General features: G+C 32.0%; 14 protein-coding genes, 1 tRNA gene and 1 pseudogene. 9 read left to right on the top strand and 7 right to left on the bottom strand.

Features of this window, described 5'->3' with window-relative positions:
* The first annotated feature begins 121 nt into the window (after positions 1–121).
* Positions 122–322 carry a hypothetical protein gene (locus tag NADRNF5_RS02115; protein WP_048115193.1) on the top strand — a complete coding sequence of 67 codons (201 nt, stop codon included), beginning with the start codon at positions 122–124 and terminating at the stop codon, positions 320–322.
* 78 nt (positions 323–400) lie between these two features.
* Positions 401–541, top strand: coding sequence for a hypothetical protein (locus NADRNF5_RS11240; RefSeq protein WP_192828341.1), 141 nt, complete (start codon positions 401–403; stop codon positions 539–541).
* A gap of 25 nt (positions 542–566) precedes the next feature.
* Here the strand turns inward: NADRNF5_RS11240 and NADRNF5_RS02110 are convergent, their stop codons facing one another.
* A complete protein-coding gene (locus tag NADRNF5_RS02110; RefSeq protein ID WP_048115190.1) occupies positions 567–992 on the bottom strand; it encodes a universal stress protein in 426 nt (141 codons plus the stop codon).
* A 111-nt stretch (positions 993–1,103) separates the two neighbouring features.
* On the opposite strand from NADRNF5_RS02110, the gene NADRNF5_RS02105 reads away from it, so the two are divergent.
* The 3 genes from NADRNF5_RS02105 (at position 1,104) to purB (ending at position 3,312) form a co-directional block, all read left to right on the top strand.
* On the top strand, positions 1,104–1,565 hold the full coding sequence (locus NADRNF5_RS02105) for a CBS domain-containing protein (protein WP_082051963.1): 462 nt from the start codon (positions 1,104–1,106) through the stop codon (positions 1,563–1,565).
* A 6-nt stretch (positions 1,566–1,571) separates the two neighbouring features.
* Positions 1,572–1,793, top strand: a complete 222-nt coding sequence (locus NADRNF5_RS02100) for a hypothetical protein (protein ID WP_048115187.1) — start codon at positions 1,572–1,574, stop codon at positions 1,791–1,793.
* 157 nt (positions 1,794–1,950) lie between these two features.
* A complete protein-coding gene (purB, locus tag NADRNF5_RS02095) occupies positions 1,951–3,312 on the top strand; it encodes an adenylosuccinate lyase (RefSeq protein WP_048118777.1) in 1,362 nt (453 codons plus the stop codon).
* Here purB and NADRNF5_RS02090 read toward each other — a convergent pair.
* Positions 3,305–4,060, bottom strand: coding sequence for an asparagine synthase C-terminal domain-containing protein (locus tag NADRNF5_RS02090; protein ID WP_048115184.1), 756 nt, complete (start codon positions 4,058–4,060; stop codon positions 3,305–3,307). The genes purB and NADRNF5_RS02090 overlap by 8 nt on opposite strands.
* Before the next feature lie 73 nt (positions 4,061–4,133).
* Between NADRNF5_RS02090 and NADRNF5_RS02085 the strand changes: the two genes are divergently transcribed.
* The 3 genes from NADRNF5_RS02085 to NADRNF5_RS02075 all read left to right on the top strand — a co-directional run bounded on the left by NADRNF5_RS02085 (position 4,134) and on the right by NADRNF5_RS02075 (position 7,621).
* Complete coding sequence (locus NADRNF5_RS02085) at positions 4,134–4,412, top strand: 4a-hydroxytetrahydrobiopterin dehydratase (RefSeq protein ID WP_048115182.1); 279 nt, start codon at positions 4,134–4,136, stop codon at positions 4,410–4,412.
* 67 nt (positions 4,413–4,479) lie between these two features.
* Positions 4,480–5,295, top strand: coding sequence for a 6-pyruvoyl trahydropterin synthase family protein (locus NADRNF5_RS02080; protein WP_048115180.1), 816 nt, complete (start codon positions 4,480–4,482; stop codon positions 5,293–5,295).
* A 7-nt stretch (positions 5,296–5,302) separates the two neighbouring features.
* Positions 5,303–7,621, top strand: a complete 2,319-nt coding sequence (locus tag NADRNF5_RS02075; RefSeq protein ID WP_048115177.1) for a valine--tRNA ligase — start codon at positions 5,303–5,305, stop codon at positions 7,619–7,621.
* 2 nt (positions 7,622–7,623) lie between these two features.
* On the opposite strand, the pseudogene NADRNF5_RS11525 reads toward NADRNF5_RS02075, so the two are convergent.
* From NADRNF5_RS11525 to NADRNF5_RS02050, 5 genes and pseudogenes are all read right to left on the bottom strand, one after another.
* Positions 7,624–7,893: pseudogene (locus tag NADRNF5_RS11525) on the bottom strand (peptidase); the annotation flags it as partial.
* Between the two features lie 422 nt (positions 7,894–8,315).
* Positions 8,316–9,524 (bottom strand): hypothetical protein, encoded by a 1,209-nt coding sequence (locus NADRNF5_RS02065; protein WP_048115175.1) that lies wholly within the window; start codon positions 9,522–9,524, stop codon positions 8,316–8,318.
* A gap of 58 nt (positions 9,525–9,582) precedes the next feature.
* Positions 9,583–10,200, bottom strand: a complete 618-nt coding sequence (pdxT, locus tag NADRNF5_RS02060) for a pyridoxal 5'-phosphate synthase glutaminase subunit PdxT (RefSeq protein WP_048115172.1) — start codon at positions 10,198–10,200, stop codon at positions 9,583–9,585.
* The gene (gene pdxS, locus NADRNF5_RS02055; RefSeq protein ID WP_048115169.1) at positions 10,197–11,165 is read right to left on the bottom strand and encodes a pyridoxal 5'-phosphate synthase lyase subunit PdxS; all 969 of its coding nucleotides are present in this window, start codon (positions 11,163–11,165) and stop codon (positions 10,197–10,199) included. Before pdxS ends, pdxT begins: the two co-directional genes overlap by 4 nt.
* Positions 11,166–11,195: 30 nt before the next feature.
* Positions 11,196–11,729: a hypothetical protein gene (locus NADRNF5_RS02050; protein WP_048115165.1), complete on the bottom strand. Its 534-nt coding sequence runs from the start codon at positions 11,727–11,729 to the stop codon at positions 11,196–11,198.
* Positions 11,730–11,819: 90 nt separating this feature from the next.
* Here NADRNF5_RS02050 and NADRNF5_RS02045 point away from each other — a divergent pair.
* Positions 11,820–11,893: transfer RNA gene (locus NADRNF5_RS02045), tRNA-Trp, on the top strand.
* Positions 11,894–11,900: the final 7 nt, after the last annotated feature.

Below are 11,900 nucleotides of genomic sequence, written 5' to 3'. Positions count from 1 at the left end.
AGTAAAAATTCCTTGCAATCCAATTTAAATCATCAGAAGAATAGAAAAAGAAATTTGTAGAATATCACCAAACAAGAAATTTATCATCTAATTTATCTATGATAAAATAGTTTTATCAAATATGGTAAGAAAAAAGCTAACAGATAAAGAAATTGAAAAACAAAAAGAAGAACAAAAAATTAGAGCAGAAGCATCTCGAGCTGCCAGAAGAAGTGGAAAAAGTATCAAAACTGAAGGCAAAGTAGCAAAATCAAATGCAAAAACAAAAGAAGCTAGATCATCAAAAAAAATAGCAACTATTCGAAAAAGATCAAGAAGTTAAAAGATTCTTTACATTGCATGAATTGTCACTTTCGACATCTAAAGATTAAAGAATCTACTAATTTGTAATTACTTATTCATGAAGACTGAAAAAGAAATAGAAGAATACAGAAAAGAAATAGAAACGAGGCTTGTAGAAACTGAATCAATGGATGCCATGAAGTATTATCAAGGAGTTCTTAGGGCTCTAGAATGGGTGACAACAGGAATAGATGTTTAGAATCCAAGAAAATCTTCTGTTTTGTTTATTTCACTATCAGTACAGGTTTCTTTGATTTATGAAGTACATAGTTTGAAGTACTTCCAAGGAATAATTCTTTTGCAGCACCCATTCCCCTTGAACCAATTACAATAAGATCAAAATTTTGTTTTTCTGCCACTTCAACAATTCTTTTTCCATCATCTCCATAAGATAGTCTGTCAATGAATAGAATTCCTTTTTTAGCTGCAAGTAATTTTGCTTTTTTCATAATTTTTTGGGCATGTTCTAATAAAATTTTCTCTAAAGGAGTAATTGGATCACTAGGTCTAGGTTTAACGATTCCTAGAACATATAGACCAGTAATTGTAGAGTGAGATTCCCGAGCAAGTTGAATTGCAACATCAAAACCGCGAAATGAATTAGGCGAACCATCTAATGGAACAAGAATTTTCTTAATTTTGAAATTCATGCTAAAAATTAATCAAATTTCAATTTAAAGCCGATATAGATTATCTAGCATGATTTTCAAGTTTGATATTCTAAAGGACGGTAAAATATACAAAATACATAGTAAAGTAAATTGAAAAATGGAAAAACTATTACAATTGAAGATGTAATGACAAAATCAGTCATTTCTGTAGATGCTTCAATGACAATTAATGAAACTGCAAAAATGATGGAAGATGCCAAAGTGGGGGCAGTTATCATTATGGAAAACAATGTCCCAATAGGAATTGTAACAGACAAAGATTTTGCAGTGAAGGTTGCAGCACACGCTTATGAAATCTCATCACCCATTAAACAAATAATGTCATCTCCGCTATTATCAATAAACTCTGATGAATCAGTAAGAAATGCAGCTGATTTGATGTTTGAGCGTAGAGTAAGGAAACTCCCAGTTCTAAATGATGACAAAGTAGTTGGAATAATAACTGCAACAGACATTGTTAATTTGTTGGCAGTAAGTGTAGAGGAGGATATCAGAGACATGTACTTTCATTCTGTAGCAAAAATTTACACAAACTATAGTCCATATAATTAGAAAGTCATGGTAATGCCAGTTATTTTACTTGTTGGAATTCCAATTTTACTTGGAATTGTATACATGCCACCATTTGATATGCCTGTAGAGGATGAACCTAAAGAAATTCCAGATAAGCCAGATGTTAGTTTTTTGTATTATATTTTGATGGGGATTTGGACGTTGTATTTGATCAAAATTCTTCTTCAAGTAAAGAAAGGTACATTCAAGGTAAAGCAGAGATACTAGTATGAATACTGCCCCATATTGGAACAAAAAAGTGTGCTCAGACTGCAAGAGAATGAATTGTCAGAAGGGATGTCTATGCGATTGTCACGAGTTACGAGACAGAATTAATTAAAATTTCACAAGTAGATTTATTTTCTGTGTAAAAAGAGTAAGAATGTTGGCAATTTTACCTATTGATAATGGTCGTTATGGAACTAAAGAAATGATGGATATTTTTAGTGAGCAGAGAAAAGTAGATTATCAATTAGAGATCGAAGGAGCTGCTGCAATGTCTCAAAGTGAGATAGGAATGATCTCAAAAAGTGTTGGTAAGGAAATCTTCAGAGCAGCAATGTCTGGTAAAATTACTGCTAAAAGAATAAAGCAATTAGAAGCTAAAAGTGATCACGATACTGCAGCTCTTGTAGAATCATTAAGTGAAAAGTGTAGTAAAAGTGCAAGACCATGGATTCATTATGGATTAACAAGTAACGATTTAGTAGATACAAGTAACTCAATGCAAATGAGAGATGCATTACAAATCATTGAACCCAAAGTTGCAAAGATGGCATCAATTCTTGCAAAAAAAGCTGTAAAATATGAAAAGATTCCAGCTGTTGGTAGAACTCATGGACAACATGCAAGTATCATATCATTTGGATTAAAATTTGCTAATTGGGCAGCTGAAATGGCAAAGCATGTAGAAAGAATAGAGGAGATTAAGAAGAGAATTTTAATTTGTAAAACATTAGGTGTTGTAGGTACTGGCTCACTGATGGGTGCAAAATCATTAGAAGTGCAAAAAAGAGCATCAAAACGATTAAAATTGTTTCCTGCAGAAGTGACAACTCAAGTGGTTCCAAGAGAAAGATACGCAGAATATGTATTTGAATTGGCATTAATTGGTTCCACTTTAGAAAAGATTGCTATAGAGATTAGAAATTTGCAGAGAACTGAGATTGGGGAAGTAGCTGAACAATTTAAGAAAGGACAAATGGGCAGTAGTGCAGTTCCTGTTAAAAGAAACCCAATCAAAAGTGAGCGAGTATCATCATTATCTAAATTAGTAAGAAGTCAAGTTGCAGTTTCCTTTGAAAATATTCCATTATGGCACGAACGGGATCTTTCAAATTCAGCTAATGAGAGATTCGTGATTCCAACAGTATCGATTTTAGTTGATGAAATGCTTGAAACCATGACCAGAATTGTTTCAAATTTGATGGTAAATGAAAAAAGAATTGTAGAAAATCTATACATTACAAAGGGACAGATATTTGCAGAATTCGTTTTAGAAGCTCTAATCAAAAAAGGCATACCAAGATTCGTAGCATACAAAGATGTTCAAAGAGTTGCATTTGAAGCAAATGATAAAGGAATGCAGTACATCGATGCAATCAAAAATGATAAAGCATTCTCTTCAAACTTGACTGATAAAGAAATCAGTGCAATATTTTCTCCAGAAAAACACCTTGGTGCATCTTCAGCAATAATTAAAAATGTGCAAAAATCTGTTCAAAATACAATAAAAAAATTTATCTAGTTTTCAGTAAAGCCTTATGAATTTTAGAACCATATTGTAATGCTTTCTTTCGTTTTGTGCATGAAAGTTCTGGAACGTTAATGTCACTAGCTAATTTTCGTATAATGTGTTTACGATACAAGTCTTCAGAATCATGAATTTTTTCAGATATTGGAATAGTTTTTGCATACTCAATAAATTTTTCAGACAAAAGAGGCTGTAGAATTCTCACTCCAAATTCAGATGCAATAAGATTAACCGCCTTCATCATTTTTAATTCATTATCCAATTTAGATTTCATTACTTCAAGAATATGAGATTCACCTCCAGAAAATGCTTCTCTATATGCATTATAACCACAAAATAATTCATCAATTCCATTGGCTGTGATTACTGTATCAAGGTCCAAGCTGCTTGCAAGTTTAGAAACATAATAAAATGCAATACAATTTTCATTCCAAGATAAATTTTCAGTTTGTATTTTTTCATTTATTTTTGAGGAAATTGCAGGAAAAGTCTCAGAATTAATCTCAAATATATGATGAGGGTATTTGAGATATTCATTTACTTGTTTTGCAAACAAAATATCATGTGAATTAGGAAATCCAATAGTCAATAAAGTAATATTGAAATTCATGTCTGAGCAAATTTTTGAAATTAATGTACTATCTACACCTCCAGAAAACGCAATTCCAATTTTCTTTTCTTTTACAGTATCTAAAATAGAATTTTTAATATTTTCAAGCAGTTTTTCATTTGAGATATCCATAATTAATCACAACAGAATTCCCATAGAAATGTAATAAATCAATCTTTTAATTTAACATTATTTCTTTATCAATATGATGAGATTATCTGATGCAGATATTGAGGAAGAATTAAAGGATTTGACAGGTTGGAGTGTTGTGAATGAAAAGCTTCACAAAGAATTTCAATTTGAAAGTTTTAACCAGGCTTTTGGCTTTATGACCAGGGCAGCTATGGAGATTGAAAAAATGAATCACCATCCAGAATGGTTTAATGTGTACAATAGAATCACAGTAGAACTGACAACTCATGATGCTGGAGGCATTACAAAAAATGATGTTAATCTTGCTAAAATTCTAAATTCTTTGGCATGATTCTAAATGAGGAATTAGGCATATTCATTACAGAATTTATATTATATCCAAAGTCAGATGACTTCAAATGGCAACAAGTCCAACAATTCTAGATTCAGATTTTAGATATATCGATAAGAAAGGAAATTTGCTCAAAACAAGAACAGAATTGACAGTAGCACAAATGCTGACATTTCTTGAACAAGAATATCAATACAATCACAAGATTACATTGAAAAATGGAAATGAGGTAAATGTAGATTTTAAAACAGAAAAAGGATTAATCGAAGTAATTGATAATGATGAAGATATTGAAAAATACAAACAAATCAAGCAAGATTTCCCTCAAGATAAAGTAATGGCAATAGGACATGCAAAATATGTTGCACAGATCAAAGAATTACAAGATGTTGTATTTTATGACAAAACACCACAAACAGGTTCAATATTTTTAGAAGATGCATCATTCTCATTTGATTATGCACACATTCTTCCTTTAGTTGAAAAGTGTTCCATTTTACATGGACATACATCTTCTGTAATGGTAGAGCTTGTAGGACAGATGAAAGATAATCTTCTGTTAGATTTTGGAGAAGCCAAAAAGATTATCAAAGAAGTTGTAAACATATTTGATCATAAATTTTTCATCAATAGAAAATATCTCAAGAAAGAAGATGATTCACATTTTCTAATTCAATTTGAAGGTCCTAAAGGAATGTTTGAATTACAAGTTCCAAAAAACACAACATATCTTTTAGAAGGCGAAGCTACTGTAGAAAATCTATCAAGTGAAATTATAAAATTATTAGCACCAAAAATGCCATCAAATGTAGAGGCAGTTGGTGTATACATCTATGAAGGTTACAATAAGGGTTCACACATTATTTCAAATATTTCAAGATAGTTAAGAAATGGAACCTAAAATTTCAGAAAAAGCATGGAATCCAGAATTAGAGAAGGAAATTCTAAAACAGTGGGATGATGAAAAAATTTATGACTTTACACCACAAGACGAGAATTATACAATAGACACTCCACCTCCATATCCTTCAGGTAGACCGTGGCATATTGGGGCAGCTGCTCATTATTCACAAATAGATATGATTGCTCGAACTGCAAGAATGAATGGAAAAAATGTCTATTTCCCAATAGGAATAGACAGGAATGGATTACCAGTTGAGCTATACACAGAAAAAAAACACAAAATTAGAATGAGAGAAACAGAAAGGGGTGAATTTCTAAATCTTTGTAGAGAAGCACTAGATGATTTGGAGGCAGAGATGATTCTCATAATGAAAAGTTTAGGAATTAGTGGTGATTTTGCAAATTACTATAGAACAGACTCAGAAGAATATAGAAGTCTCACACAATCAACATTCATAGAATTATGGAAAAAAGGACAAGTGTACTTAGCAAACAGACCAAACAACTATGATTGGGTTTCAGGTACAACTATTGCAGATGCAGAGATAACATACGAAGACTTACCCACAAAACTAGTTTACATGAAATTTAAAATTAAAGATACAGATCAAGAAATAATTATTGCCAGTACAAGACCAGAGCTACTTTGTGCATGTAGAACTATCATAGTTAATCCCGAAGATGAGAGATATGCAAAATACATTGGAAAAAAAGTAATTGTTCCAATAACAAATGTCGAGGTGGAATTAAGAACACATCATTCTGCAAAACAAGAATTTGGTTCAGGAGCTGTAATGGTATGTAGTTACGGTGATCAAAACGATGTAGCACTGTTTAGAGAATTAGAACTAGAAGAGATTGTTGCAATTGGATTAGATGGAAGAATGACAGAGGTTGCAGGTGAATATGCAGGGCTAAAACCAAAACAAGCAAGAACAAAAATCATTGAAGATTTAGAGACAAAGGGATTTTTAGAAAAAATCGAAGATATTAATCACAGAACACCGATTTCAGAGAGAAGTAAGATTCCAATTGAAATTATTCCAATGGAAGAATATTATCTAAAGCAAAAAGAGTCAATTGAAAAAATCAAAAAATTAGGACAAGACATCACATTTCATCCAACAATGCATAAACAGATTTTGATGAATTGGTTAGAATCTATCAATATCGACTGGCCAATTTCAAGAAGAAGATATTATGGGACTGAAATCCCAATTTGGTACTGTAAAAATTGCTCAGAACCCCATGTTCCTGAGCCTGGAAAGTACTATAGACCTTGGAATGAGAAATGTCCAATTAGTAATTGTTCCAAATGTAATTCGACTGAATTTGTGGGCGAGGAACGAACCTTTGATACATGGATGGATTCAAGTGTATCTCCACTCTTCATTAGTAAATTTAACAGAGATGAGGAATTTTTCAATAAAGTATATCCAGCTTCGATTAGACCTCAAGCAAAAGATATTGTTAGAACATGGCTATACTATACACTGCTAAGATGTGAGCAATTAACAGGAGAAAAACCATGGTCTGAAGCATGGATAATGGGGTATGGCTTAGATGAAAAAGGAATGAAGATGAGTAAGAGTAAAGGAAATGCAATAGATCCATTACCAGTTATTGAAAAATTAGGAGCTGATACTTTTAGATTTTGGAGTGCAAGTGAAATTAATCACGGTTATGATTTTAGATGCAATGAGCAAAAAATTGAATCAAGTAAAAAATTTCTTAGTAAATTATGGAATGTGTCAAGATTTTTGTCTAGCTTTCCCGTAATTAAATCTGGAAACATTACAGCATCAGACAAATGGATTTTATCGGAATTAGATAATTTAGTTAAAGAATGTAAGAAAGGTTATGACGAATACAACTTTTTCATTCCTGCAATTGCAATAAGAGAATTCACTTGGAATTTGTTTGCTGCACATTATATTGAAATGGTAAAAGCTAGAGCTTATGGAATTGAATTTACCGATGAAGAAAGAAACGGTGCGATATTTACACTTCATAAAACATTGTCAACAGTTTTAAAATTATTAGCTCCAATTACTCCTTTTATTACTGAACATCTTTGGAAGATTTTGTATTCAGAAGAAAGTATTCATAAAGAAAAACAAGTTGATTCTGAAAATCTAGATGAACAAAGTAATATCACTAAAGAGATTACTGAATTTAATTCCAAAGTCTGGAATGAGAAAAAAGATCAGGGATTATCATTAAAAGATTCAATAAAAATTGAAATTCCTTCTATTCTCGAACCATACAAAAAAGATTTGAAATCAATGCACAATCTGATAGATTGAGCCTACTTGACCTCTAAAATTCCATTTGTAATCAAATATTGTATTCCTTGAATGAATGCCACATCATCTATTTGTCCATCAGCCCACCATCCAGCATTGTTCTTAATCCACGAAGGAATTCCACTTCCAGAGGACTCTCCAGGTTCTGTTTCAGGAATAAACATAATATTTTCAGTAATCAAATATTGTATTCCTTGAATGAATGCCACATCATCTATTTGTCCATCAGCCCACCATCCAGCATTGTTCTTAATCCACGAAGGGATTTCAGATTCTGTTGAAAATGGGGTTAATGCATCAGTTCCTATAATATCAATTACTGAATCTCCAGAAAAGAAAGGAATTACAAGTGTTCTAGAATCAGAATTAGAATTAATTTCTGCATAATCAGTTTCAAAACCATCAACTAAGATGAAGAAAACATCGTCGGTTGTATCAAATTTTGCATCTAACAAATTTCTTGGAATTTTCAGTTCAATAGTTCCATCAGATATAGTATCCATTGTTATGATTAATTCAATAAAATCAGGATCTAAGAAAATGGAATCAAGAACTCCATTTTCGATATTATAATCAACATCAAATGATTCAACAGAAACAGAACCTACATCACCAAAAGATAATGGAGATGAAGAAATTAAAAAAATTGAAAAAACAAAGCCAAATAAGAAAAATAAATTTCTGATAGGCAATATCAATTCCCACTGACGCCTATGTCTTCATCCAACTCAACAGTAATTTCATTACCATCAGAATCATCTGTTGAATCATCACTTAAGGAAACTGTCCTAATCAAGGTTCCAGTTCCATCTAAAAACCACATGCCAGAAATTTTACTTTGTGGTCCTAAAATTGAAACTTGACTTGATCCATCAATATCACCGATAGGAAAATCTGCATTTAATGAAATTTTAAGCGTGGAATGTACCTCTTCAATGACATCATCTTCAAGGAATGCAAGAATCACAAGTGAATCTTTTACTTCAGAATTTCCTGAAGTTGTTCGAGCTTTTCCAAATCCACAATTATAAGGAATATCATCCACAGTAATTTTACAATCCTCTAATTCCAATTTCAAATTAGATTTACTCTTGTCAAAGGTATTGAAAGTCATAAAACCTTCAAGAGTAGAAAATTGAGTTTTGTTGTGAATTCCAGTAGCCTGAACGGAATCAAAAACAAGACTATAACTTTCAATTGTAGTAGAGGTTCCAATTTTATCTCCTAAGTAATCCCCATTGTTGATTTTATCAAGGATTTTCTGAGTTCGAGAATCTAATGTTTTTTGCTTTGCCTCAAGTTTTTTACGTATATCTTCTGATTTTTTGGTAAATTTATCTTCTAATTTTGTAATATCGTTTGAAAGTTTTTCGGCATCTCCTGTAAATTGAGATTCAATTCTATTTTGATATTTTTCTTTAATCTCTCTTAATTTCTCTTCATATTTGTTAATTTTTTTAGACAATCTTTCCTCAAGTTTTTTTCTATCAGAATCTAGCTTTTGTTGTCGTTCTTCAGCTTTTTGCTTTCTTTCTTGTTCTTTTTCATCTAGCTTTTGTTGTCGTTCTTCAGCTTTTTGCTTTCTTTCTTGTTCTTTTTCATCTAGCTTTTGTTGTCGTTCTTCAGCTTTTTGCTTTCTTTCTTGTTCTTTTTCATCTAGCTTTTGTTGTCGTTCTTCAGCTTTTTGCTTTCTTTCTTGTTCTTTTTCATCTAGCTTTTGTTGTCGTTCTTCAGCTTTTTGATTTTCTTCTTCTGAAGCTATTTGTTTTTGATATACATCAGAATCTTCTCTACTTACAGAAAGATTATCATCTGCAAATGAATCGTTAATTGAAAATTGTCCAAAAAGACCACCTAACAAAAATGAGGCCAATATTCCAAATAATACAAATTTTTTGTCCATTTTATAAGCTCGGTTAGATAATGATTAAAAAGAATTGCTTACAAATCATCATTGTGAGTTAATTTTTAAAAGATTTTACAAGATTGATGAAATATTTGTGTAATGACGTATCCGGAGTAAGTTCAGGATGAAATGCAGTTCCAATGACATTATCCTTTTTTATTGCAACAATACGTTCATTGAATTTCGATAAAACATCCACACCTGAACCAACATCAGATACAGATGGTGCTCTGATAAACACTCCATTAAATTTAGGAATATTAATCGAATCTAAAGAAATATCTGCTTCAAAAGATTCTTTTTGTCGGCCAAACGAATTCCTCTCTAATTTAATATCAAGAATGTTCAAAAGAGGTTGATCAGTTTTACCCATAATACGATCACTTGCAGAATTAGATAGCATAATCATCCCTGCACAAATTCCAAGTACTGGCATTCCATTTTCAATTTTTTCCTTTATCACCTTAAGGGATCCATTTACAAAAGAAAGTTGTCCTATGGTAGTACTTTCACCACCAGGAATTATCAAACCATCTAACTGAGAAATCTCCTCAGGGGTTTTAACGTCGTATACTTTACCATCTAAACCCAATTCATCTAAAGCAGTTTTAGTAGATAAAAGATTTTCTTCAACATCTCCTTGGATGGATAAAACACCAACATTAAGGCTCATGATGAACCACCACGATCTTGCATACGTAATTCTAGTGTTTTTACATCCAAGCCTATCATTGATTGTCTTTCATCAATCATTTTTTGTGCTTCTTTTACTTTATCAGTTTCATTCCAAAAAGTTGTAGCTAAAACTATTGCTCTAGCTCTTTCTTTAGCATCATCTGCATTAAAAATTCCAGAACCTACAAAAATACCATCACAACCAAGAGACATCAGATATGCAGCATCAGCAGGTGTTGCAATTCCACCAGCTGCAAAATTTACAACAGGTAATCTTCCAAGTTTTGCAGTTTGATGAACAATATCATAAGATACTTTGAATTCTCTTGCAATTCTAACTAAATCTTGATTATCACCAGAATCATAAATTGCTTTAATTGTTCTTAATTCATCATTTAGTTTTTTAATGTGAGTTACTGCTTCTGCAACATTTCCAGTTCCTGGTTCACCTTTTGTTCGGATCATTGATGCACCTTCTTCAATTCTTCGTAAAGCTTCAGCAAGAGATCTAGAACCATTAACAACAGGTGTTGTAAAATCCCATTTCCAAATATGATGAAATTCATCAGCTGGTGTTAGAACTTCAGATTCATCTATCATATCGACATCAGTCTCTTGAAGAACTAAGGCTTCATTGACATGTCCAATTCTACATTTGGCCATAACAGGTATAGTAACAGAATCCATAATCTCTTCAATAATTCTAATACTTGCAGTACGGGCAACTCCACCAGCTTTTCGCACTTCAGAGGGAAGTTTATCTAAAACCATCACAGATACTGCACCAGCTTCTTCAGCAATTTGAGCCTGTTCTACAGTTGTAACATCCATCACAACTCCATTTTTTAGCATATGAGCAAATCCTCGTTTAACAGTAGATGAACCGCGTAAAGTATCAACAGAGTTTATAGAATCAGAAACGATTCCTTTAGCATCTAATCGTTCACCTGATAAAGGGAGCATATACTAATTTTCATTAAAGACTATTTGTACCTATTCACCTATTTCAGAAATAATCTTATCAAGTTCAGATTCAACCATTGTAATAATTGGGGGAATAAAATCCGAAGTAGCATTTTGTTCAGGCCAATGAATTTGATTTACACGACCATTAAGAGTGATTTTTACATTTGATTTCTGATAGTCAGTTACATTTTCTAGAATGGAAAAGGATTCAGAAGGAATAGAAATAAAACCAGTTTCTTTAATTAATGCCTTTATTTTTTCTAGTTTTTTATCATCTAGTTTTGAACGAATGTCAGGTTGTAGGTATCCCTGTTCAGTAACAGAATATTTGACATTACCGTCATTTTTTATGAAAAGAATTTCAGTTTTTTGTGATCCAGTTCTTTCTGTAACACCATAAGAAATTTTCTTTAGCTGGTGTTTTGTGTATTCAATTTCAATTTTATCAACAGAGTTAGCTGCCGACATCGGAATTTCATTTTTGGTAAGTAAGGGAACAGAAATTAAAAGTGCCACAATTACAGGAATTGCGCCTAATGCTAAGTAAATTGGTTTTACCATGATTTATGAACATATACAAATTCTTATCATTCTCAAATAAATCTTGATTAAAAGTAACTTAAAATTTAAGCAGAATATTTTGATTCTTGTGGGTTCGTAGTCTAGCCAGGTAGGACGATGGTCTCCAAAACCATCGGTCGTCGGTTCAAATCCGTCCGAGCCCACTTTTAA

The sequence above is a fragment of the Nitrosopumilus adriaticus genome (genome assembly GCF_000956175.1).
In the GTDB taxonomy this organism is placed as follows: domain Archaea; phylum Thermoproteota; class Nitrososphaeria; order Nitrososphaerales; family Nitrosopumilaceae; genus Nitrosopumilus; species Nitrosopumilus adriaticus.
This window is presented reverse-complemented; position numbering and strand designations above follow the sequence as displayed.

What these genes read in the sequence shown, in the direction of transcription:
- NADRNF5_RS02115 (WP_048115193.1), top strand. Translation starts at nt 122, where the DNA reads ATGGTAAGAAAAAAGCTAACAGATAAAGAAATTGAAAAACAAAAAGAA.
- NADRNF5_RS11240 (WP_192828341.1), top strand. Translation starts at nt 401, where the DNA reads ATGAAGACTGAAAAAGAAATAGAAGAATACAGAAAAGAAATAGAAACG.
- NADRNF5_RS02110 (WP_048115190.1), bottom strand. Translation starts at nt 992, where the DNA reads ATGAATTTCAAAATTAAGAAAATTCTTGTTCCATTAGATGGTTCGCCT.
- NADRNF5_RS02100 (WP_048115187.1), top strand. Translation starts at nt 1,572, where the DNA reads ATGGTAATGCCAGTTATTTTACTTGTTGGAATTCCAATTTTACTTGGA.
- NADRNF5_RS02090 (WP_048115184.1), bottom strand. Translation starts at nt 4,060, where the DNA reads ATGGATATCTCAAATGAAAAACTGCTTGAAAATATTAAAAATTCTATT.
- NADRNF5_RS02085 (WP_048115182.1), top strand. Translation starts at nt 4,134, where the DNA reads ATGATGAGATTATCTGATGCAGATATTGAGGAAGAATTAAAGGATTTG.
- NADRNF5_RS02080 (WP_048115180.1), top strand. Translation starts at nt 4,480, where the DNA reads ATGGCAACAAGTCCAACAATTCTAGATTCAGATTTTAGATATATCGAT.
- NADRNF5_RS02075 (WP_048115177.1), top strand. Translation starts at nt 5,303, where the DNA reads ATGGAACCTAAAATTTCAGAAAAAGCATGGAATCCAGAATTAGAGAAG.
- NADRNF5_RS02065 (WP_048115175.1), bottom strand. Translation starts at nt 9,524, where the DNA reads ATGGACAAAAAATTTGTATTATTTGGAATATTGGCCTCATTTTTGTTA.
- pdxT (WP_048115172.1), bottom strand. Translation starts at nt 10,200, where the DNA reads ATGAGCCTTAATGTTGGTGTTTTATCCATCCAAGGAGATGTTGAAGAA.
- pdxS (WP_048115169.1), bottom strand. Translation starts at nt 11,165, where the DNA reads ATGCTCCCTTTATCAGGTGAACGATTAGATGCTAAAGGAATCGTTTCT.
- NADRNF5_RS02050 (WP_048115165.1), bottom strand. Translation starts at nt 11,729, where the DNA reads ATGGTAAAACCAATTTACTTAGCATTAGGCGCAATTCCTGTAATTGTG.